General features: G+C 39.2%; 19 protein-coding genes. 2 read left to right on the forward strand and 17 right to left on the reverse strand.

The window, feature by feature from the left end; translation table 11 throughout:
- Positions 1–3: 3 nt before the first annotated feature.
- The 15 genes from F1644_RS20095 to F1644_RS20165 form a co-directional block, all read right to left on the reverse strand.
- A complete protein-coding gene (locus F1644_RS20095; protein WP_229782414.1) occupies positions 4–1212 on the reverse strand; it encodes a glycosyltransferase family protein in 1209 nt (402 codons plus the stop codon).
- Entirely contained in the window at positions 1209–2648 is a 1440-nt protein-coding gene (locus tag F1644_RS20100; protein WP_118304209.1) for a lipopolysaccharide biosynthesis protein, read from the reverse strand. Before F1644_RS20100 ends, F1644_RS20095 begins: the two co-directional genes overlap by 4 nt.
- 4 nt (positions 2649–2652) lie before the next feature.
- The gene (locus F1644_RS20105; RefSeq protein ID WP_118304207.1) at positions 2653–3582 is read right to left on the reverse strand and encodes a glycosyltransferase family 2 protein; all 930 of its coding nucleotides are present in this window, start codon (positions 3580–3582) and stop codon (positions 2653–2655) included.
- A 6-nt stretch (positions 3583–3588) separates the two neighbouring features.
- Positions 3589–4254 (reverse strand): acyltransferase, encoded by a 666-nt coding sequence (locus F1644_RS20110; protein ID WP_118304205.1) that lies wholly within the window; start codon positions 4252–4254, stop codon positions 3589–3591.
- Between the two features lie 11 nt (positions 4255–4265).
- Positions 4266–5171 (reverse strand): sugar-transfer associated ATP-grasp domain-containing protein, encoded by a 906-nt coding sequence (locus F1644_RS20115; RefSeq protein ID WP_158571975.1) that lies wholly within the window; start codon positions 5169–5171, stop codon positions 4266–4268.
- Between the two features lie 303 nt (positions 5172–5474).
- Positions 5475–6176, reverse strand: a complete 702-nt coding sequence (locus tag F1644_RS20120) for an OmpA/MotB family protein (protein ID WP_118304201.1) — start codon at positions 6174–6176, stop codon at positions 5475–5477.
- A 17-nt stretch (positions 6177–6193) separates the two neighbouring features.
- Positions 6194–7135, reverse strand: coding sequence for a hypothetical protein (locus F1644_RS20125; RefSeq protein ID WP_118304199.1), 942 nt, complete (start codon positions 7133–7135; stop codon positions 6194–6196).
- Between the two features lie 11 nt (positions 7136–7146).
- Positions 7147–8262, reverse strand: a complete 1116-nt coding sequence (locus tag F1644_RS20130) for a glycosyltransferase family 4 protein (protein WP_118304303.1) — start codon at positions 8260–8262, stop codon at positions 7147–7149.
- A gap of 10 nt (positions 8263–8272) precedes the next feature.
- Positions 8273–9451 (reverse strand): glycosyltransferase family 2 protein, encoded by a 1179-nt coding sequence (locus F1644_RS20135; RefSeq protein WP_087422381.1) that lies wholly within the window; start codon positions 9449–9451, stop codon positions 8273–8275.
- Positions 9448–10353 carry a glycosyltransferase family 2 protein gene (locus F1644_RS20140; RefSeq protein WP_118304197.1) on the reverse strand — a complete coding sequence of 302 codons (906 nt, stop codon included), beginning with the start codon at positions 10351–10353 and terminating at the stop codon, positions 9448–9450. Before F1644_RS20140 ends, F1644_RS20135 begins: the two co-directional genes overlap by 4 nt.
- Positions 10337–11761 (reverse strand): O-antigen ligase family protein, encoded by a 1425-nt coding sequence (locus F1644_RS20145; protein ID WP_118304195.1) that lies wholly within the window; start codon positions 11759–11761, stop codon positions 10337–10339. The genes F1644_RS20140 and F1644_RS20145 overlap by 17 nt, the downstream gene beginning before the upstream one ends.
- A complete protein-coding gene (locus F1644_RS20150; protein WP_118304193.1) occupies positions 11754–13967 on the reverse strand; it encodes a GumC domain-containing protein in 2214 nt (737 codons plus the stop codon). The genes F1644_RS20145 and F1644_RS20150 overlap by 8 nt, the downstream gene beginning before the upstream one ends.
- A gap of 2 nt (positions 13968–13969) precedes the next feature.
- Positions 13970–14743 carry a TolC family protein gene (locus F1644_RS20155; protein WP_118304191.1) on the reverse strand — a complete coding sequence of 258 codons (774 nt, stop codon included), beginning with the start codon at positions 14741–14743 and terminating at the stop codon, positions 13970–13972.
- Positions 14744–14761: 18 nt separating this feature from the next.
- Positions 14762–15910, reverse strand: a complete 1149-nt coding sequence (locus F1644_RS20160) for a sugar transferase (RefSeq protein WP_118304189.1) — start codon at positions 15908–15910, stop codon at positions 14762–14764.
- A gap of 4 nt (positions 15911–15914) precedes the next feature.
- Positions 15915–16280 carry a response regulator transcription factor gene (locus F1644_RS20165; RefSeq protein WP_027199850.1) on the reverse strand — a complete coding sequence of 122 codons (366 nt, stop codon included), beginning with the start codon at positions 16278–16280 and terminating at the stop codon, positions 15915–15917.
- Between the two features lie 125 nt (positions 16281–16405).
- Here F1644_RS20165 and F1644_RS20170 point away from each other — a divergent pair, with 125 nt between their 5' ends.
- Positions 16406–18088, forward strand: coding sequence for a hybrid sensor histidine kinase/response regulator (locus F1644_RS20170; protein ID WP_118304187.1), 1683 nt, complete (start codon positions 16406–16408; stop codon positions 18086–18088).
- Between the two features lie 50 nt (positions 18089–18138).
- On the forward strand, positions 18139–19296 hold the full coding sequence (locus F1644_RS20175) for a hybrid sensor histidine kinase/response regulator (RefSeq protein ID WP_118304185.1): 1158 nt from the start codon (positions 18139–18141) through the stop codon (positions 19294–19296).
- 126 nt (positions 19297–19422) lie between these two features.
- Here F1644_RS20175 and F1644_RS20180 read toward each other — a convergent pair whose 3' ends face one another.
- Both F1644_RS20180 and F1644_RS20185 read right to left on the reverse strand, forming a co-directional pair.
- Positions 19423–19899 carry an NADH-quinone oxidoreductase subunit NuoE family protein gene (locus tag F1644_RS20180; RefSeq protein ID WP_087422374.1) on the reverse strand — a complete coding sequence of 159 codons (477 nt, stop codon included), beginning with the start codon at positions 19897–19899 and terminating at the stop codon, positions 19423–19425.
- A gap of 17 nt (positions 19900–19916) precedes the next feature.
- A complete protein-coding gene (locus tag F1644_RS20185) occupies positions 19917–21689 on the reverse strand; it encodes an NADH-dependent [FeFe] hydrogenase, group A6 (RefSeq protein ID WP_209279514.1) in 1773 nt (590 codons plus the stop codon).
- Positions 21690–21707 lie beyond the last annotated feature (18 nt).

Consider the following 21707-nt stretch of genomic DNA (forward strand, 5'->3'; position numbering starts at 1 on the left):
ACCTTAGTGCGGCCATTTCTCTTTATTAGGGATAAATTTATTAGTATATAATGTGGCAAAGTTAGCAATATTGTTGTTGTTTGGATTTATTTTATCTTTTTTCTGCATCTCATCAAGTACCTTTTTCATTTGGTTATTCCATGAAAGATGTCGAATCGAATTTCTTATTTCTAAAGGCGTGATATGTAATTGATTGTAAAAATTGAGTATTTGCTTTATGTCCACAGCTTCCTCGTTTGCGGGAATTTTCATGATATAAGGCATATTTTCAAAATCTTCGTCTATTTCTGAATAGATGAACGGAATGCCTCTAGCTGCATATTCTCTGTTTTTAAGCGTTTTAATATTTGTGATTCCACTACGATGGCGTCCCAAACTACCGATTCCGAAATCGCATAGTTCAAAAAGAAGGTCAAGCATTTGTCCAGCTTGCCGTCCATGCAGGATAACATAGGGTGCTAGGTGATTCTCTTTGATGATAGACATATATTCTTCACGTTCTCTAGGACTAAAAAAATCTCCAATAATATGAAAATACACTTTGTATTGGGGAGAATGAATGTAGTAATTAGCAAGGCCCTTCAACAAGCGGTCAAATCCGTGCCAATAGTGAATCTCGGCTACCCCGATTAAATGAATTTCTTGTGAAGTGTCGTTTGCTTCTTGTTTTACGGGGATGTCATTGAAATCAATCCCATTAGAGATTTGGAGTGTTGGGATTCCGAATATCGTTTTGTAATTGGAAAAGGTGATGATTTGATCCAGATATTTAGCAAGTTGTTTCCTAAAACATTTGTCGATAAGTAGTTGTATTTTCCCTTTGGATAGAATGTATTCTTGATCGTACGGATACGTGGGAATTTCCATAACCACGTGGATTCCGGCCTTTTTTATTTTACGTACTAGCCTAATCGTAAATGGATTGGCATTGTGGTCAGAGCGAATATATACCAGATCAATTTGGTTTTTAATAATGTAGCGGAAGACCGAATTGAATTCAAAACGTTTGTATAGTTTTCCTTTTATACCATCTCCGTAATCTGCCAGAATCTCTTGATCCAGCATACGGTATTTTATTCCTTGTTTTTCCGATAAATAACAAAGATGAGTCTCCACCCCGTTAGCTTCGAGTGCTCGTACTTGATAGTGGATCTTTTTGCTAATTCCATTGGTGGCGTGAAAGCCATGGAACGTGAGAAATAATGCTTTCATGCTTTGAATTTAAGTAGTTTCACCAAATTGTATTCTTTTGTGATATGAATATAGGTTAGATCTATTCCTATAAAGACAACTGATTTTATGATCAAATTGATAAATAACGAATATGGAGTTATGAAAGGGGTAATTAAAAATAGTGTTAGAAATACGATACTACCGAGTAGGATAGGGGAGAGAAATTGTTTCCCTAAATGAATGATGGAACGACGAAAGGTGATGTAATACATTTGGTAATAGCATTGAAGGAAACTGATTGAAAATGTGATCGTGATACACCAGGCTATGGCATCCAGTGTTTTGAAAATAAATAATCCGACGCATATACCTGCCACGTTGATGATTGATGAGAATAACCCACATAAAAATAGGCTCTTTGTGTCGTTGGATGCTTGGAAAATGGAGCCGGAGGTAGACATGATGATTTGTATTCCGACAGAAATAGATAATATTTGAAATATTGATACAGAGGGCATCCATTGTTCTCCGAATACCATCAAGGTGATTTCACGTGCTGAGAACCAAAGGAAAACAGATAATGGCAACCCTATGAAAGCTAGTAAACGGATGATTTTTTCGTATGAATTTGCTAGATGATTTAAATCATGCTGATAGTCTGAAAAGATGGGGTGCATCACGGGAGTGATGACATGGGTGATATTTTGTAAAGGAAGCATCATCAGCCGATATGATTTTTCGTAATATCCCAAGGGTGACATTCCCATATATTTCCCGATAAGGAGCTTATCGAGATTTCGACTAAAATAGTTGATGATATTGAACATGAACTGATAAGCCGAGAATTTGAATATTTTCCGGATAGAAGGGATGCCCCAGGTCATTTCCAGTGTTTGAGGATATTTTTGATAAGATATGATAAATAATAGGATACTGGAAAGAATGGGATTTATAATTAAAGTATAAAGTCCTGCCCCACCAAGAGCTGCCAGAATAGCGATTATACCTCCGCTTACTTGCACGCCAAGACTTCTCCATGCGAGAAATTTGAAAGCTTTCGCTTTATACAATAGGGCATTCGGGACAATGTTTGCTGATGCGAAGAAAAGATTTATAGCTAATAGCTGGGTGATCGCCTTCATGCTCGGTTCCTTGTAGAAGAAGGAAATCGGCCATGAGCAAAGGAAAAATAATAGTGTTAAGATACACCCGCTCCATACCGTGAATGAAAATAATTGGTTAAGATCTTTTTGTTGAAGTTCCTTGTTTTGTATGATAGCCGCTCCTATTCCAAGGTCACTGAATATGCTGAAGAAAAAGGTGATAACCGTTACTACGGCCACGATACCGAATTTATCCGGGGATATTAATCTGGCAAGTACTCCTGTAATAATCAATGATATGAGAATACCTGAATATTTAGCAATGGCTGTATAAAAAACACCGGAGAGTAGCTCTTTTTTAATCGAACCCATAGAATTATCTTTTTAGTAGAGATTTGAAAAGTAACACGCAAATTGTTTTACAATTCACATATTTAGAGTAGTCCATTAGGGCGCATTTCGCAATGTAAAGACGTTGTTTTGCAGGTAGTTTGAACGCATTTCGTATGGCAGCGTTGAGCATTTTAGATAAGTGATTATGAATGATTTCTCTTACTGCAGCTTGTGAATACGTGTAGTTTTTTAATTCATTTGCCACGGTAAAGTATCCTTGGATATTCTTCATTGAAAATGGACGGGTGGTGATAGAGTTTTTTCTTACTCGTCTTTTGAAAAAAGTTCGTTGAATATATTTTACTCGTGTAGCATTTAAATATAACAGAGCCGTGTATAATTCATCTTCATGGATAATGTGAGGATAAAACCGAATATTATTTTTTTTCAGGAAACTTGAACTGGAAAAACTAAGACAAGCAGATGTCCGGAAATTACCTGTTTGATCCTGTATCTTTAACAATTCTGTCCCTTGCCAAACGTTATCGGATATTTGCAGATTGCGTTGATATTGGTAGTTTCTTGGACATGTATTTTCAGCATAGAAACTTTCTGCATCGAAAAAGACAAAATCTAATTTTTCGGCAATACATTTCTGATAACATATTTCCAGTGCATCTTTTTCCAAAAGGTCATCACTGTCCATGAAATAAACAAATTCTCCAGATGCTTTTTCTAGTCCGGTGTTGCGGGATATAGATAAACCTTGATTTTCTTGAGAGAATATTTTTATTCTATGGTCTTGTTTTGATAGTTCCAAGAGTAGAGAAAGACTATTGTCTGTGGAACCATCATTTATGATAATGATTTCAATGTCATATAATGTCTGTTTTTGTATTGATTCAACGGTTTGTTTTATGTATAACTCTGTGTTGTATACAGGAATAATCACGCTGACTTTAAATGAGTTCATTATATTCTAAATATGGTTACTATTATTATTGACAAGGGGAACTAATTCTTGTGTCCGTTCCCATGTTTTGTTTTGAAAATTGTATCGTTTGATAATTTTCGCAGGATTGCCTACGGCAACAGAATAATCGGGAATATTTTTGGTAACAACGCTTCCTGCTCCAATTTGGCATCTTTTACCGATATGAACTCCTGCAACGATGACAGAGTTGGCCCCGATATGGGACTCATCATCAATGATAACTTCTTTTTTTACTAAAGCCTGTTCGTTAGAATCCCGTTCTCCATCTTCATATCCATGATTGAAACCGGAAATAAAGACATGTTGTCCTAAGCCTACTTTATTGCCTAGATATACGGGACCTATAATGACAGAGCCGATCCCGACACGGGCATTATTACCGATAATGATATTGCCCGCTCCATTATTTATTGTTGTAAAATCTTCGATAATCGTGTTATTACCAATAGAAAACTGATTCCACGGGAACACGTCAATACGTGATTTTCTTCGGCGGATGATTGCCCCTTTCCCTTTTTTGTGTACAAAGGGATTAATGAACCATTTAACCCAGAGACGAGGCCGGGGATTATTAGTAGGGGAGATTGACCACATGATGAATCTCTTAATTTGAGTATTTCTTTTTATAACAGTTTTTAATTTATCAAACATTTGATGTGTTTTTATAGGTCTTTAATTCCATAGTTTTCTGAATACCAAAAGTCTGTGGGAGAATTTATTTTAAAATGATTTTTAAGACCTCCATAGAAATCTTGTAAAATACTTATATCAGGCCCATTGTTTGCTTCGATGACAACTGGACCGTCTTCGGTATAGGCGATGTCCCAACCAATATATTTTATATCGCAAAATTTGAAAGCGAGCTTTAACGTGAATTCTACAATCTTGTCCCAGAATGGAATATGGAATCCTTCAAATTTGAAATTAGTATAAGGGTGTGCTAGAAACTTTTCCTGATTATTTGTTAGGGCATATTTATAGAGTTCTCCGGTGTTTGGATTTACTTTTGTGTAAAGACCACCTGAAGTTGCGTTATCAATTTCCATTCCTCCATGTCCCATTCTTAATAGTGCGAATAAAATTTTTATTTTAGAGTTATCAATACATTCAGTTACAATTCTAAATGTATTTATTGAAAATGGGTATATTTCGTTTATGATGGTATGTTGTGTTAACCCGGCCTGAATGATATAATCTTGTTTAACGATTTCTTTTATGTATTCAAGATCTACTATAACGTTCTTTTGTTTATCAATAAAAGTATTAGGATTTGTCTTGTTTAATACGTGAATACCAGTGCCTCCAACTCCGAATCTTGGTTTTATAAAAAGTTTTTTGTCTGGTATATTTTGAATAATTTCTAATGTTTCTTGTAAAGTTATAATATTTTGCTGATCATTTAAAAATGAGTTATTTCTAGTATAGAGAATTGTTTTTGGTTGATTTATTCTTAAACCTTGACAGATTGTGTAGAAGAGAAACTTGTCTTCACAAAGAATATTCCTTTCTTTGAAAGATTTCGGATAGAACAGATAATAAGCAAAGTAATCTGGAATATAATTTTTCATTTCTGATATGCTTAGAGGGCAATCTGAGCGATACATATTATAGCGGAAATATTGTATTGGGTATATTTTCCAATATTTCCATAGTTCATGTGTTTCTTTTCGAATTTTTGATGGACTTTTCTTTTGGGTACACTGAATGTATTGGTTGATATAGTAATTGTTTTTTTGTTTGTAATAAATCCGGTGTGATTTTTCCGAACTTTTTTTTATGAAAAAATATAATATTCTTTTTGTAAGTGACATGGTAATAAGTGATTTACGTTATTGATTCTTGATAAAGATTTTCAAAATAGAATTATTTTGTTACTTGCTTTGCTCTAAAATTCTAATGATTTGTTGTTCTGCATTTGTTTTTATTTTGAATTCAACCCGTCGGGAACGTTCTTTGTTTTCTGTTTGATTTGGATTATAGATTAGATGACTGGAAGATAAACCATTGGCGGTAAGTTTACTTTTAGTCCAGTGGAGTAGTTGTTCATCTTTTATCTGCGAAAGGATATACTCTAATACTTTGCGAGTCCTGTCCTGTGAAAGTTCCATGTTGTTGAAATAAGCTTGATAGGGTGAGGATTCTCCGGCCCATTCGCTGGACGTGTGGCCTTCTATACGAATCTCTTCAATATCGTTCTTGTATTTGGGATCGGTTAGAATCTGTATGAATCGGGGAAAAAAACTATCCAGAATACTTTTGAAATGATCGTTTAACTCGGCACTTCCGACCTTAAATAAGATTTCGGGATTTTCAAAACGGATGGAAAGCGTTAAGGAATCCAATACGGCATTCCAGATTTGCAGATTCTTTGTAAATTCCTTTTTTAAATCGTTCGTGATTTCAACCTGTGTGGTTTCATAGGTTTGGGCAATGGAAGTTATTTTATTTTTTTCGAGATTCACACTTCTCATATACACGATAGAAATGAAAAGAAAGATCATCATAAGTACAGACATCAAGTCTGAGATTGACATCCATTGGTTTTCTTCTTTCGATGATTTAAATATTCTCATAATACACAATTAGATGTTCATTCCACGTCATTTGTTTTTTTGTACAGTGTATCGTGGTCTTGTGATAATTTCTTGATAATCGTCATTAACGTCTTGGTAAACTTCTCTAGTTCGGTTAATTCCCTTTCATACTTTTCTTCCATACGGTTTAATTGAGAACTCATTTGTTGTTCCGAGCCTTTGATAAATTCACCGAATGAGGTCACTTGCTCCATGAAAACATGATTTTGTTTCATATTTAGATTATTGGATTTTCCCAAAAAGGTTTCGATGTTCTGTATTGTTTCTTGTAATTTAGAAAGAGTGTCTTGAAGTTGTTCCTGTATTGTCTGGTTAAATTCTTGGGAATGTATGATATGCTGTAATTGTTGTTCCAGTATATCGTATATCTTTAAAATGGTTTGATTAATTTGTTCTGAAATCCTATTGTCTAAATTGGATATAACCGTTTGGAGAGAACTAGCAAGTGCTTCCGTGTTGAAATGTAATTCTCTGGCAACCATATTTTGTAGATTGTCGTTCAGGGATTGAAAATTATTCTTGAGTTGTTCGTTTGAAAATTTAACTTCTTGAACCAATGCCAGTGTGGCTGTCGGTTGTGTATTTTTCTCGATATTTTCAAGTACTAGGAGTAATTGTTTGTCTGTGATCTCTTCTTCCTGTTCTTCTTCTTTTCTAATCCCGTAAAAAACGGGTACAAGCTTGAGTATTAACGAGGCTAACATACCTGCGATAGAAGTTAAAAAGGCTGTTTTTAATCCTTCCAATAATTGCGGAATAGATGAGTCGATTTGCTCGACACTGAAAACCCACAGGCCGTACATGATACCTCCAAAAGTTCCCAGTAATCCGAGACTAACCACAGTTGAACTTAATAGTTGAGGATTAAACCATTTGCGCCCCAAGTATGGAAATAGAAATATGATCAACGAACTGATAATAGATATATAATCATTCATAATCTTCTTTTTTAGTGTATAGATTCATATATTTTCAGTAATTGTTCTGCCGTGTGTTGCCAAGAGAATAGCTTACTTCTTTCCAAGCCGTATGCAATTTGTTGATTCCGGTAGGGAACGTCTGTTTCCAGTCTGAGTAATTCCTTGGCGATGGCATTAACGTCTAGCGGATTAACCAATATCGCTCCGTCTCCTGCGATTTCCGGAATGGCAGAGGTGTTAGAAGTAATGACCGGAGTGCCACATGCCATGGCTTCCAAAAGAGGAATTCCAAAACTTTCCCGTAGGGAAGTGTAGAGGAAAGTCCGGGCACCATTATATATGGCGGGCAAATCAGAATGGGTGATATAGCCCGGAGAATAGAGCATATTTTTAATGTTTTCGATACCCTCTTGTTTTAATATTTGATGGATGACTTCTTCTTTCAGGTCTGCAATCAACAGGGGTAATGGGTGGGCAGATTGTTGTACATACACGCTATACGCTTTTAACGTGCGTGGTGTATTTTTTTTAGGATCGGTATTTCCCAAGAAAAATAAATATTCTTTGGACGGGATATATTTTTTCGTGGTGTCATAAACCGATTCTAGCGGATGGAAACGCTGGCTGAAACCATTGTGAATGGCGATAATTTGTTCTTCCGGCAGATGTAATGTTTCCTGAATCCGATGACATTCGAATTGGGACACGGTAATAATCTGTCTACACTTTTTCAGTATCCGGGGAACAACAAAACGACGATAGTACCATCCCATGTTTTGGTACATGGACTTATTATTGTGTACCCGTTTTTCTAAAAATATAATATCATGTAATGTGAGGATTAGTGGTGCCGGACAGAATAATGGAGCTGTGTTACTCGTACAATGTACAATCTCCGGTTTTATCTTGCGTATGGCTAGTGGTAAGGCAACTTGTTCCCATAGCGGATAGGTCGGGCATTTTATTTCTATAATATGGAAGTTGGCTGATTCTTCCAGACAATGATCTTCTCCGGGGGCAACCAATATGTAATATTCATGAATATGATCTAGCTTTTGTAATTCCCGGATTGTTTCGAGAGCGACAAAATCCATCCCGTGTTTATTCGTGCGAAAAATGCGTTGTGCTTCAATGGCTATTTTCATAGGGTTCATTTTATAAAGTTGAGGAACCATTCTTTTCCGTGTTCACGAACTTTTTGTTCATTCCCTTCATCCGGAATAAATTGACTACCATCATGATAAATAACAAGGGTAGTTTGTTGATTGATTTTTTGAACCGATCATCCACTAGTTTGTCCGGTATGGCGAGACACAACGTGACTCCCATGATAAGAAATAAAGCCCACCATTTCAAGGCAAGCGGCCAATCAATGATTTGCATGATACTTCCCATCACGATGATTCCTCCGAATAGGATAAGACGAGGTGGTAACATCCATTGGATCAGTTTATCACTGTAATCAATATTCCCGGACAAGATTGCTTGGGGAAGATCCTTGAAGACTCGTCCCCATTGAGCGAATTGTGTTGCCAACCAACGGCGGCGTTGGTTGTAAAATCCTTTTTCTCCTTGTGTCTTTTCATCGTATACGTACACTTCGTCCAGAAATTCAATAAATATTCTCTGTTTGAGTAATAAAACTTCTAATTCTTTATCTTCCCCTGTGGTGACGAGGTGTTTTACGTTGTCATGGAACCATTGATAGTTGAATATCATTCCCGAACCTATCAGGGCGGAGGATATGCCTAGTCTTACATGTCCACGTCGGAAAATGGAGTTGTTAACTTCTTCACTAAGACCATCAAGAACCGCAATGTCCGTGTTCCGATTCTTTGCCGTCCGGTGTGCTTGGATAGCCTGCACTCCGGCATCAAAGACTTTATTAATTTCTAATAAAAAATTTGTATCAACAATATTATCGGCATCCAGAATAACAACAGCATCAAATTCATCCCGTCCGAAGTGGTCCATGGCGAAATTCAGGGCTTTCGCTTTCGAACTATTTTCATAGTTTGCTTTGAGTAGCGTGATTGGGAGTTGAGCCAACCGTTCGTTCGTGGTTTCCTGCATGTGATCCGAGATGACAATTACTTTGTACAGCTCTTGTGGATAGTGTTGTTGTAGGAAAGACTCCACGACCGGAAGGATAACCCTATCCTCTTTATAAGCGGGGAACAGGATGGCGAATTTATGTTGTTTATTGGCTGTCGGGTAATATGATTTTCTTGTTCCTAGAGAGGCAAGAGAATAAATTAGTGGGTATGCAACGGCAATACTTGCAAGAATCCAACAAATATACTCGAATATGTATAATACTTCTTGAATATTCATATATTTTCTCTTTTATGTTTTAATAGAAAAAAATCCTTACTCCCGTCAAAAATGGCCTTTGCTTGCAATAATCTGCCGTGTAGTAGATACATCATTATATTTTTAGGATTGGCCATTAAAAGCTGATATAGTATAGATATATAGAGTGTCCTTCCTTGTCGATTGCGCCATGCGTATAACAAGCGATTCCGGGTGAGGTAATATGTTTTTAAAGGAGAATCTTTACCGGTACTGCGACTTTCTTTGTGGTATATGGTGCAACGAGGTTCGTACCATAACTGATATCCTTGTCTTGACATTTGTGTACACCAGTCCATTTCTTCGTAATAGAGGAAATAGATTTCCGGCATCCTCCCGACTTGTTCGACTACTTCTCGTTTTACCATCATGGCGGCTCCATGTAAATAACTCGTTTCTTGTGGTATGTCGAATTGTCCTTCATCCGTTTCGTTATACCCGATAGTCCGATTACGTAACGTGTATTTGCTTAAAGGAGTGAACCCTGCGAATTGTATATGCTGGGGTGGAAAAGCAAATTTGATTTTTGGACTTACGGCACCTATTACCGGGGAGCTATACAATCTTTCGTATAGATACTTTAGATCGTTGGCTGTGACCAATGTATCATTATTTAGCAAGAATATCCCTTTTCCTTTGGCAGTCTGAATCCCCAAATTATTTCCTCCCGAAAAACCTACATTTTGTTCACTGCGAATGACGTGAACTTCCGGATATTTTTTTTGAAGAAGTAACGCTTCATTCTGAATAGAACCATTATCGACAATAATAAACTCGTACGAGCAATCTTGTGGGTATTGTTGTAGAGATTCTATTAGTTGGCAGGTTTCTTCCAAACCGTTATAATTAATAGTAATAATGGATATATCAGGTTGTTGGTTCATTCTGTGTTAACTCTTTATCGTAATAGGGTGCAATGAATAGGAATACAAATAGAATACAAATGAGGATACCGTTCGGGTAAGTCGTGATGTCATTGGCATAGGCCGCAACAAATACACCTGCCAGACCGGCTATAATGGAAAATAGAATATTCTTCAATCGTTTGTCCTTGATGATGAACATGGCAATATAGGAGGCCCGTGTAAAAATGAGGACCAGCAAAGAAAGATAGAGAGATAATCCCACGATTCCAGTCTCCAGCCAATACATCGTAAGTAGGGAGTCCGGGGGCAATTCGGATAATTTACTATTTATAGCAAAACGTTCCATGCGTCCCCCGCTTAGTCCCAATCCGACCCCGAAAGGCTTATCCCTCATTAGAGGAATCATTTTTTCCTTGTTGATCCCTCTGACTTTAAAAGAGGCATCTTCTTTATTGAAAGCGGAACGCATCCTGCGGATAATGGAGTTACTATTGCCTATATTGGTTTGGGTGAGAAATAAGATAATGACTATTAATATTCCTCCGGCAATGAATAGATTCTTGAAACTTCGACATAGTACTGCGTATGCGCATAACCCGACTAAAGGAACAGCAATGGCGCTACGGGTTCCGGAGATTAATAATCCGTAGGTAGAGGTAAGGGCAGTAAGCCAAAATAGATATTTTATCCAACGTGTTTTAACGAAAAAGCCTGAAATCCCGAATACGACTAGAGAAAGTCCCATTGTGATTCCAAAGTTTGCCGCATCCGATAGGAAGGAAAAGTAACGAACTCCGTAATGGATAATATGGGTTCTTGCCCCGCCTTCTACAAACAACCAGTATAATTCGGCAGAGTCAAATCCATGACTTTTTTGCCAATATCCTTTTAAGGCTGCCAATATGGATAAGATAGCCCACAGGACTAATAGCCAATGAAAATGTTTGAATTGAGTAAAGAGGACGGGTATAATTATAGCACTTATCAACGGGAAAAGAGCATATCCGTTTATGGCGATAAACCATGCGTCAGCCACCGCTAACGGGTTGAAAAGTTCAAATAAACAATAAAAGAACCATATACCCCATAAAGCGGTTAGCGCATTAAAGCCACGTCTCCATTCATATACTTGGAAGATGTTTTTTAAAAGAAGAAGACATCCGATCCCTAAAGTTAAACCGAGCATAATCATTCCAAATTTCAATGGAATATATCGGTCAATTCCAGTGATGACGTAGTTTATGACAAAAAAGACGTAAAAGTAATACTGTTTCCGGCAAAATTTGGCTGTAACCATGGCTATTGCCGGTAAACAGGCAAAAAGAAGGGCCGGGATAATTCCTCCTTTTAGTGTTAATAGGTATATAGCACTCAGACCGATGAAAAATGCGATCGCTGTAATATAGGACGAGCCATTTTTAATCATTACGGTGTTTATCTTTAGAGATTTGTGTTGTCTTGTCGTTTGCAGTTAGTCCTAATTGTGAAAGTTGATACAATAATTTGCGTAAAAAAGAATAAGGTGGCATTAAACCATTCACGTCTTCCGCCGCATCCCGTTTCGTGTAATTTAATACCAAAAACAGGGGTGCTTTATGACACATTTCTTTTGTCCGTTCAAATCGTTGTTGATCTGTATTTTTCCATGTACGTCTAGAATCTACAACTTGTAAATTTAGGCTGACATTTTGTAAGATATTGGCTGTTAATGCGGCTTCTTTTAACGAAGGATACTCTACGATAACGATTTTTTCCTTTAGGCTGTTCTTTTCCAAATCATCCGGGTCATTCATGTTCAAGGATTGAATAAAAGCTTGAGCATCTGTCTGTGGTTCATTTTGCCAGGATAATTGTGTTACGTCATATCCTCGTTCCATAAATTGTTGAGCCATTTGCTCCATGATATAGCTCTTTCCTTCTCCGGGTTCGTTACTGATTAAATTTATAATATTACTTTGATCAGGCTTAAAATAAGTCGTTGCGGAATTGCACAAGTTTTGTGCGGAAAGCGTGGCGTAAACTTTATTATATCTTCTGGCTGCAAGAGATAATTGCCGGGTGAAAGCTCCCAGAACCTTACATCCGGTTAATTGTTCGGCTTTGAAGAGATTGTGTAATGTATGATCCAGTATCTCAATAATCAAGAAGAAAAATATTGTGAATATTAATGTTGCTAAATAAGCTCCGATTGTTAGTAATTTGTGTTTACCAAGTGCGGAGGGAACTAAGGGGTAGTAGGGGGCGTTCATTAGTTTCAAACTGGCAGAATTCATTTGAATACTCTTCTGTTTTAATAAAGCTGTATTCAAGGCGTCAAGAATCGCTAAATATCTTCTTTCATTGATGTTTACCATACGTTCTTTACGTGTTAGGGTCGAACCGATAGGGGCAAAATGAATGTATTTTTGAGCCATATGAATCTTTCGTTTATTTAAAACGATTAATTCTGCCTGAGCCTTTTTATAGGCGAGAACTTGTTTCAACCACTCTTCGATCATGTTCTCGTTGGAAATTCCCTCTTTACTATATTTCAGATACCCTATTTTATGAACGGCTTCAGTTAAAGCCGTCTCGTTTTTGTCTAATTCACGCTGGAGAGAATCAATGGTTACTTTCGAAACAGCATCACTCGTGTAGTATTTTGCCATGGCCAGCTTTTCATTGATCTCGCTGATTTTGCTATTTAAAAGGATAAACGAATTATTGTTTTGAATAATTTCCGTGTATAATTGCATCCTTTTTTCGAGTTCCCGTTTTAAACTATCAGTTGAATTATAATTATTTAGTGTTTCCCAGTATTGTAATTCGTAATCCCGATTCAAAGCTGCCACATGCTTTGTCTCTTCGTCATAATTGATCACTTGTTTTTCCACTCGATATTTGGTAAGGGAATCTTCTGAAATCTTGAGTTCTTTTCCAATACTATCCAGTTCGTGGCGGAAATGTTTGATGACATTATTAGTTTCGCCGAAACGTAGCTCTTGATATTGTTTATTAAATTCATCAATCAAAATCAGTACTGTTTGATATGCGATACCGGGATCGTTTGTTGTATATGAAACTTCAAGCACATCACTATTACCAAGGCGTTTGACATATATTTTTTTCAAAGTTTCCCGATTTACATAGGGGAGATTCCATTGATATATTCCGTAGACGTAGTTTGTCGGATCGTTTGTTTCATAAGCAAGTAACTTTTCGTAGGTACGTTGCTCGTTGATCGAATCATTATCAGATTTTTTATCTATTAAATTATGAATAGGTATTCCGTGATTGTAGAGATTTCTATAATTACTGGCTTTTGTATAGATATTGTCTTTATGGGGATCACCGTATACCATAATGCGAGCATATAGGCGTAATGAAACCTGTTTTAAGGTTTGGTCCGCAGTGATGATATTTAACAGGTTATCCATCATACTACCTTGAGTATAAGATGTCGTGGTAACCCCGCTTTCGGATAAAATATTGACACCCGTGATAATTCCGGTATATATGGAGCAAGTCGTCGTGTAATCGCGGGGGGAATTATTGGTTTTCCAGTAGACGAGAGAAGCAACGATAATCGGTGCTATGATCAACCAGAAGCGAATACGATAGAAGAACTTGATAAAGTAGGTAATATATTTCATGGCTATTGGTTTCTAAAATGAATATTACTGATGAGTTCAAGCTTTAAGAACATGATGTTTAATTCATTTATGATTTTCTCATATTCAATTTTTGCCACTTTCTGTGAATGTTTCAAGTCACTTAGCGACCTGTCCTTGTTGTTTTTGTTATTGATATAGTCAAGCTCCGCTACCTGATATTCTGCGTTATACAGGGTAATGGACTCTGTTGCTAGCTTTAACAATTTCAATTGGTATTGAATGTTGCAATATAATTCGATAATTTCGTTTTTGATTTCATCGAATTTAATCTGTTGCGTGTACTCTGCATTCTTGACAAGTTCTTTTTGTTTTTTCACGTTTACCCGATGGCTGAAGAACCTGTTGAAAGGAATAATGATATTGGCTCCTATGGACCAGCTATTTTGAGTTGCTCCGGAATATACGGTTGTTAAGGGTGTATACTGGCTTTCTTGATCGGTATATGTTCCGAGAATTCCATACGTGTACCCGGCTCGTACGGAAAAGTATTGTAACCAATCTCGTTTGGTTGCCTTTAGGTCATTACGGGCAGCCTCGATAGATGCGCCTATTGCTTTCAGCCGGGGATTTGTTTTAGCTCCTTCAAAAAGCGAGTCCAGTGGAGGTAATTGATAGTTAATATATTCATTGGTTGTTAATGTTTGCGGAACGAAACTTTCATAAGGAAGAATAGAATCCCTTTTCTGTTTCTCTTGAGCAAGGCAAACAAAATCAGCACATAATAAACAGGCTATAATAATATATTTAGCACCCATATTTTAAAATATTGTTAATCACACATTCTCTTTTTGCACAAACGCCGTGAATGTTTTGCAAATGATCTTTATATCGTTCCCGAACGAAAAGTTGCGGGCATATTTTATATCTAGTTGTTTTCTTTCTTCTGCGGAAAGGGCTCCTTGGTCACCTCTTTTTTCTACTTGCCATAAACCGGTGAGTCCGGCAGGTGCCATGAAACGCTCGATGTATTCGTCCGTGGTTAGTAATTCCGCCTCGTATAAGGGGAGGGGGCGGTTGCCGACGATGGACATATCTCCTTTCAGTATATTAACCAGTTGAGGAAGTTCATCAATGCTATATTTACGGATGAAACGTCCGACTTTGGTAATTCGGGGATCGTTCTCGAATTTGACGAAAGCATTTTTCTGTTGTTTCCGTCTGTTCTTTAATAATTGTTTTTCTGTCGTGATGAAATCATCGGCCACGAGAAGAGTCTCGTTGGTTTGATTGGAGGTTGGGGAAGTTTCGGTATGAGCCTGTTGATCTTGTGTTTCTTCCCGGTATTGATTCAAGGCCTCGAATTCCTTCAGGCGTTTGTCCGCATCCACGTACATGGAACGGAATTTGAGGAAATCAAATATGTCGTAATTACTTCCGACTCGTTTGGATTTATATATAATAGGACCTTTACTTTCGATCCGGATGGCAAGTGCCGTTACAATCAGAAACGGGGAGAGGCAAATAATTGCCGTCCCGGAAAAGAGAATGTCAAATGTTCTTTTCCACCAAGGGAGCTTGAATCTCCGGGGATTATTTTGAACATGAACTGTCGTGTGCTGTTTTATTTTAGGCAGGAAAGCCAATGTCGTTTGTAAATCTTCCGGGGTTGTGTTGATATTGACGATTTCGCTAGTGCCAGCATGAAGATAGTCCACAATATCTTCTTTTGCAATCTTCTCTGAAAGCAGTAGTAGATACGTGTTCTTCAGATCGCCTTGAGCGATGGCATTCAACCATTGTAAATCCCTTTTTTTATTGTATGATTCGACGAAGATATAGGTAGGGGATATATCTTTCTTCGATTGTTCATTGATGCACAAAATCGTTTTAATCGGGTTATTGAAAGTAATAACTTGACAATTCAGACAGTGTGATATTTTGTTTATCCAGTCCGTGTTTTCCCCGATATAGTACGTGTACATATCTTTACCGCAATAAATTACGTACTCTGATCTTCAGCTCCTGCGGGTTGAAAGGTTTTAGCACGAAGTCAGAGGCTCCTGCCTCCAGCAATTCAATTCGGTCGTTACTGCTCTCCAGGCTGGATAAAATAATAACGGGTATAAAATTGAACGTGGAGCTTGCTTTTAGCTGCTTGAGGAATGTTCTTCCGTCCATTTCCGGCATATTTACGTCCGATATAATAAGATCGGGAATGTTTCCTGCGTGCATCCATGCAAGAGCTTCAATCGGATTTCCTTCCGAATGTACATTATAATCCTTGGATAGTTGGATCGTGATGACTTTCGCTATTTCAGGCTTATCATCCACTATCAGAATGTTTTTACTCATATATCACCTTCTTTTAACAGCACAAAGATACAACATTGTTACAAAATAGCCTTATTTTTGTTTGTGTAAATGTGAGAAATGTTTATTTTTTTTGTACATTTCGTCGATTTTAATCGAAATATAGAATGGGTGTATATGAAAGCCTTACGAGAGAAGAACTCGTTAGAAAGTTGTTGGCGCAAGAAAATTTGTGTCATGAGCTGCAAGGAAAAGTCGGGAAATTGCAAGAAGAGATTTTCCAACAAGCAAAGAACGGGGAGAGCGAGGGGGAAAATGAAGGTGATGTATGTGAGAATGTGGTAGTGAAACGAACAGAAAAGTTCTTGGCGGATAACGTGGTCAGGTTATCGTTAATGTTAGAGGCCGGTAACGTTTTCCCCTGGTTTGCAGATATTGTCAGCGGGAAAATCGAAATCGGGGATGAATTATTCAAGGCGTACGGCGTTGATCGAAAGGAATTTCATGATGACTTTTTTCGTATGACCACTTTTATTGCCAGTATTTATCCGGATGATCGGGGAATTTTTGAGGCTATTTATAATAGTCTTTTGGCGGGTGAGTCGTGTAAGATTGGGCTGGAACTCCGGTTAGATTTATTAAATACCGGGGAGTATAAATGGGTGGATTTAAAAGGGGTGGCTCAGGAATTTGACGAACGAGGAAAAGTTACGAAAATTCTGGGTTTTATTGCTGATATTCAAAAAAGAAGAGATGATGAACAGGCTTTAATCGAGGCCAAGCAACGGGCGGAAGAATCGGATCGTTTGAAATCGGCCTTTTTGGCTAATGTTAGTCACGAAATTCGGACTCCGTTGAACGCTATTGTCGGTTTTTCCGAGGTGATTGCTCACACGGAAAGTGAATGTGAACGGGAAGAATATTTGGATATTGTCAAGGCGAATAGTAATTTATTGCTGCATCTGATTAATGATATTCTTGATTTATCTCGCATCGAATCCGGTAAAATGGAATTTATAGATGAGAATATACAGATGGACGAGTTGTGCGAGGAGTTACGGCAAATGCATCAGATGCGGATAAAGAATGACGTGAAGGTAATTTTCAAGCGACCCGTGGCATCTCTGACGATTGTTTCCGATTCTCACCGTTTGAGACAACTCTATTCAAATTTGATTTCCAATGCTATAAAATATACAGAAAAAGGGTCAATCACTCTCGGGTACAAGTTGAAGGGAGATATGATGGAAGGATATGTGCGAGATACCGGGAGCGGGATTCCGGCAGAAAAATTGAATAATGTATTCGGGCGTTTTGAAAAGCTGGATTTGTTAAAACAGGGCTTCGGGTTAGGGTTGTCTATCTGTAAATCCATTCTGGACAAAATGGGTGGAGAAATCTGGGTAGAATCCGAGCTTGGTGTCGGGTCTTGTTTCTATTTTTCAATACCTTATAATGGTACGTTTCCGGTTGCAGGAGAACAGAATAAACCGTTAATATTGGTAGCGGAAGATATGGATTGTAACTACGAGTTGGTCAAGGCTATACTGGAAGAGCGCTATTCCGTGCTAAGAGCGAATGACGGGATTGACGTGGTGACAAAATACGAATCGAGTAAACCGGATTTAATTTTAATGGATGTCCGGATGCCGGGATTGGATGGCCTGTCTGCGGCTGGGATTATCCGGGAATTGAATCCAACCATTCCAATTATAGCTACCACGGCCTTTGCTTTTGAAACGGATCGTGAAATGGCTCTTGCTGCCGGATGTAACGAATATATGCCCAAACCGTTAGAGGCTGAAAAGTTGAAAACTATGATTGAAAGATGTCTCGAAAATAAATTATAGTTTGTACATTTGTAACAGCGTTTACGTGCGTTAATTAAAAAATGAAGTGTATGAAAATAAATCCTGCTGAATATAAAATATTAGTGGTGGATGATGTTCAGTCAAATGTGCTGTTGTTAAAAGCTTTGCTTGGGCGTGAGGGGTTTGGTATCGTGTACGCAATGAACGGGACGGAAGCTTTGGAAAAAGTGAAAAGTGAACATCCGGATTTGATTTTGTTGGATGTTATGATGCCCGATATGGACGGGTTTGAGGTGGCAGGACGTTTGAAGGTGGAGCCGGAACAAGCTGAAATTCCGATTATATTTTTGACCGCGTTGAATGACTCGGCAAGTGTTGTGAAGGGGTTCCAACTCGGGGCGAATGATTTTATATCGAAACCTTTTCGTCGGGAAGAGCTGTTGATCCGGGTGGAACATCAACTTTCTCTGGTGGATGCCAGACGAATTATTCTACGTCAGACCGAGGAATTAAGAAAGACAATAGCCGGTAGGGATAAACTTTATTCCGTGATTGCTCATGATCTGCGCTCCCCGATGGCCTCCATCAAGATGTTGTGTAACACGATTATGATGAGTATCGACCCGCAAACCGTTCCGGGGGACGTGTTCGAGATGTTGGAAATGACCAATAAAACGGCAGAGGAAGTATTTTCTTTATTAGATAATCTGTTAAAATGGACCAAGAGTCAGTTGGGTAAGTTATCCAATGTTCCGCAACCGATAGATATGGTCGGTTTGGTTGATGGGGTTATTGAGGTGTTTAAGCCGATAGCGGAGAGCAAGTCAATTTCCTTGGAATTGAATTCAGAAGTCGAGTTTATCAATGTTATCGTCGACATCGAGATGATAAAATCCGTCGTGCGTAATTTGATTTCGAATGCGATTAAATTTAGTCATAAAGATACCGTTGTTATGGTACACGTGAAGATTCAAGATGTTGCCGATGAGAACAAGACGGGAGAGGGGAATGGTAAAGAAGTACTTGTCACCGTGTCTGATAGAGGCTGTGGGATCAAAAAAGAAGATCAAGGAAAACTGTTAAATGAGGCCACGCATTTCACGACCTTTGGTACGAATAGCGAGGAAGGCTCCGGTTTGGGCCTATTATTGTGTAAAGATTTCGTGAGCAAAAATCATGGGCGCTTGTGGTTTACCTCTGAAGAAGGTGTCGGTTCAAACTTTAATTTTACAATTCCGATAAAGTGATTTTATTCCAGACAAATCAGTTACAGATTAACAAGTTACAGGTTGGTATCGTATGAACTTGTAACCTGTTAACTTGTAACTTGCAACTAACATAAAAGGCGGTCAATCGACCGCCTTTTATGTTTCTTATTCAAATTCTTTTAGAATTTTCTCTACTTCTCCGGGGGTAACCCGTCCGTAAACTTTTTCACCGATCAGTACAACCGGGGCAAGTCCGCAGGCGCCCACACACCGCAAGCTGGTTAGAGAGAACTTCCCGTCTGGGGTAGTCTCTCCGACATTTACTTTTAGGATACGTTTGAATTCATCCAGAACTTTCTCTGCACCCCGAACGTAGCAAGCGGTTCCCATGCACACGGAGATCGGGTGTTCCCCTTTCGGGGTCATTGAGAAGAAAGAATAGAAGGTCACCACCCCGTACACTTTGGATACGGGTATATCTAGTTGACGGGCGATCACTTCCTGCACCTCTCTGGGCAGGTAGCCGATCAAGCCTTGTGCTTTGTGCAAGATGTTAATTAACTCTCCCGGTTGGTTCCCGAATTCTTCACACAGTTTTACCAGTTGGTCAACTTTGCACTTCGCTAATGTTATTTGTGTCATAATGATAACTTCGAATATTATTGTTCAATAATCTCTTTTCCTCTGTTAAAGTAGCACGTATGCAGCAAATGATGGGCTCTTTCGCTCATGGGTTTGCCCAAGAACTCTTCGTACAACGAGATGATGTACGGGTTCTGGTGGGATTTCCGGAGCGATTTTTCGCTGTCTTCCGTGTAAAGAGCCCGTGTACGTGCTTTCAACAAAGAAGAATCTCCATGGTGCAAGGGCTGACCTCCACCACCGATACATCCACCGGGGCAGGCCATAATCTCGATAGCATGGTATTTGGATTTACCGGCTCTGATTTCGTTCATGAGCTTGCGGGCATTTCCTAAACCGTGTGCCACGGCTACTTTCAATTCGAATCCGTCGACATCAATCGTGGCTTCTTTCAGATTCTCGATACCTCTGACACCTTCAAAGTTCACGTTATCCAAGGTTTTACCCGTGTGGATTTCGTAAGCTGTACGTAAGGCGGCCTCCATCACGCCTCCGGTTGCCCCGAAGATTACGGCAGCACCCGTGGATTCTCCCAGCGGTGCGTCGAAGTCTTCGTCTTCCAGTTGCATGAAATTGATATTGGTCTGTTTGATCAACGCGGCTAACTCTCGGGTAGAGATGGAGTAATTTACATCCGGGTCCCCGTTTGTCTTGAACTCGTCTCTTTCACACTCGAATTTCTTGGCCAGACAAGGCATCACGGATACCACGATGAGGTTTTCACGTTTGATACCCATTTTTTCGGCCCAGTATGTCTTGGCTATAGACCCGAACATTTGTTGTGGTGAACGGGCACTTGACGGCATATCCAGTAAATCCGGGAATTGTTTCTCGAAGAAATTCACCCAACCCGGGCAGCAAGAGGTGATGATCGGTAATTTCACCGATTTATCGCCATTCAGGAATGCTCCCAGACGACCCAGTAATTCGGTGCCTTCCTCCATGATGGTCAAGTCGGCTGCGAAGTCGGTGTCGAATACCTTGGCAAAGCCCAGTTTGCGTAAAGCGGCCACCATTTTTCCGGTAACAGAAGTTCCTGCTGGAAGAGCGAACTCTTCACCCAAGGCGGCACGGACGGCCGGGGCGGTTTGCACGATCACGGTCTTGTCCGGATCAGCTAAATCTTTGATCAGGCGGTTCGTGTGATCCAGTTCCGTCAAGGCTCCCACGGGACATACGGCAACGCACTGTCCGCAGAAAGTACATTCGGAATCTTGCAGTGACTGGTCGAATGCGGGCATCACGACGGAGCTGAATCCCCGGTTAACGGCACCCAGCGCACCCACGGTCTGCACTTCATTACACATCATCTCGCAACGACGGCAATAAATACATTTCGTGGCATCCCGGCGGATAGAAGGGGACAGGTCAACTCTGAATTCCGTTTTCTCTCCCTCGAAAGGAATTTCCCGGATACCCAATTTAATAGCTACGGATTGCAATTCGCAATTACCGGATTTGGCACACACCAGACAGTCTGACGGGTGGTCGGACAACATGAGTTCCAACACGGTCCTGCGGGCGTTCAGTACCCGGATCGTGTTCGTGTGTACGTTCATGCCGTTCTCGCAGCGAGTGGCACACGAGGGAGCCAGGTTCTTTCTGCCTTCAACCTCAACCACGCAAAGACGGCAGGATGCCGGGGCGTTTTTGATGCACAAATCCTTCAGGTTCATGTAGCAAAGGGTAGGTATGTCGATACCCATGTCCCGGGCTGCTTCAAGAATCGTGGTCCCCTTGGGAACACTGATCTCTCGGTTATCTATTTTTAGTGTAATATTCTCGTTCATAATAAAAACTTCCTCAAC

The sequence above is a fragment of the Butyricimonas paravirosa genome, from assembly GCF_032878955.1.
Taxonomy (GTDB): domain Bacteria; phylum Bacteroidota; class Bacteroidia; order Bacteroidales; family Marinifilaceae; genus Butyricimonas; species Butyricimonas paravirosa.

What these genes read in the sequence shown, in the direction of transcription:
- F1644_RS20095 (WP_229782414.1), bottom strand. Translation starts at nt 1,212, where the DNA reads ATGAAAGCATTATTTCTCACGTTCCATGGCTTTCACGCCACCAATGGA.
- F1644_RS20100 (WP_118304209.1), bottom strand. Translation starts at nt 2,648, where the DNA reads ATGGGTTCGATTAAAAAAGAGCTACTCTCCGGTGTTTTTTATACAGCC.
- F1644_RS20105 (WP_118304207.1), bottom strand. Translation starts at nt 3,582, where the DNA reads ATGAACTCATTTAAAGTCAGCGTGATTATTCCTGTATACAACACAGAG.
- F1644_RS20110 (WP_118304205.1), bottom strand. Translation starts at nt 4,254, where the DNA reads ATGTTTGATAAATTAAAAACTGTTATAAAAAGAAATACTCAAATTAAG.
- F1644_RS20115 (WP_158571975.1), bottom strand. Translation starts at nt 5,171, where the DNA reads ATGAAAAATTATATTCCAGATTACTTTGCTTATTATCTGTTCTATCCG.
- F1644_RS20120 (WP_118304201.1), bottom strand. Translation starts at nt 6,176, where the DNA reads ATGAGAATATTTAAATCATCGAAAGAAGAAAACCAATGGATGTCAATC.
- F1644_RS20125 (WP_118304199.1), bottom strand. Translation starts at nt 7,135, where the DNA reads ATGAATGATTATATATCTATTATCAGTTCGTTGATCATATTTCTATTT.
- F1644_RS20130 (WP_118304303.1), bottom strand. Translation starts at nt 8,262, where the DNA reads ATGAAAATAGCCATTGAAGCACAACGCATTTTTCGCACGAATAAACAC.
- F1644_RS20135 (WP_087422381.1), bottom strand. Translation starts at nt 9,451, where the DNA reads ATGAATATTCAAGAAGTATTATACATATTCGAGTATATTTGTTGGATT.
- F1644_RS20140 (WP_118304197.1), bottom strand. Translation starts at nt 10,353, where the DNA reads ATGAACCAACAACCTGATATATCCATTATTACTATTAATTATAACGGT.
- F1644_RS20145 (WP_118304195.1), bottom strand. Translation starts at nt 11,761, where the DNA reads ATGATTAAAAATGGCTCGTCCTATATTACAGCGATCGCATTTTTCATC.
- F1644_RS20150 (WP_118304193.1), bottom strand. Translation starts at nt 13,967, where the DNA reads ATGAAATATATTACCTACTTTATCAAGTTCTTCTATCGTATTCGCTTC.
- F1644_RS20155 (WP_118304191.1), bottom strand. Translation starts at nt 14,743, where the DNA reads ATGGGTGCTAAATATATTATTATAGCCTGTTTATTATGTGCTGATTTT.
- F1644_RS20160 (WP_118304189.1), bottom strand. Translation starts at nt 15,910, where the DNA reads ATGTACACGTACTATATCGGGGAAAACACGGACTGGATAAACAAAATA.
- F1644_RS20165 (WP_027199850.1), bottom strand. Translation starts at nt 16,280, where the DNA reads ATGAGTAAAAACATTCTGATAGTGGATGATAAGCCTGAAATAGCGAAA.
- F1644_RS20170 (WP_118304187.1), top strand. Translation starts at nt 16,406, where the DNA reads ATGGGTGTATATGAAAGCCTTACGAGAGAAGAACTCGTTAGAAAGTTG.
- F1644_RS20175 (WP_118304185.1), top strand. Translation starts at nt 18,139, where the DNA reads ATGAAAATAAATCCTGCTGAATATAAAATATTAGTGGTGGATGATGTT.
- F1644_RS20180 (WP_087422374.1), bottom strand. Translation starts at nt 19,899, where the DNA reads ATGACACAAATAACATTAGCGAAGTGCAAAGTTGACCAACTGGTAAAA.
- F1644_RS20185 (WP_209279514.1), bottom strand. Translation starts at nt 21,689, where the DNA reads ATGAACGAGAATATTACACTAAAAATAGATAACCGAGAGATCAGTGTT.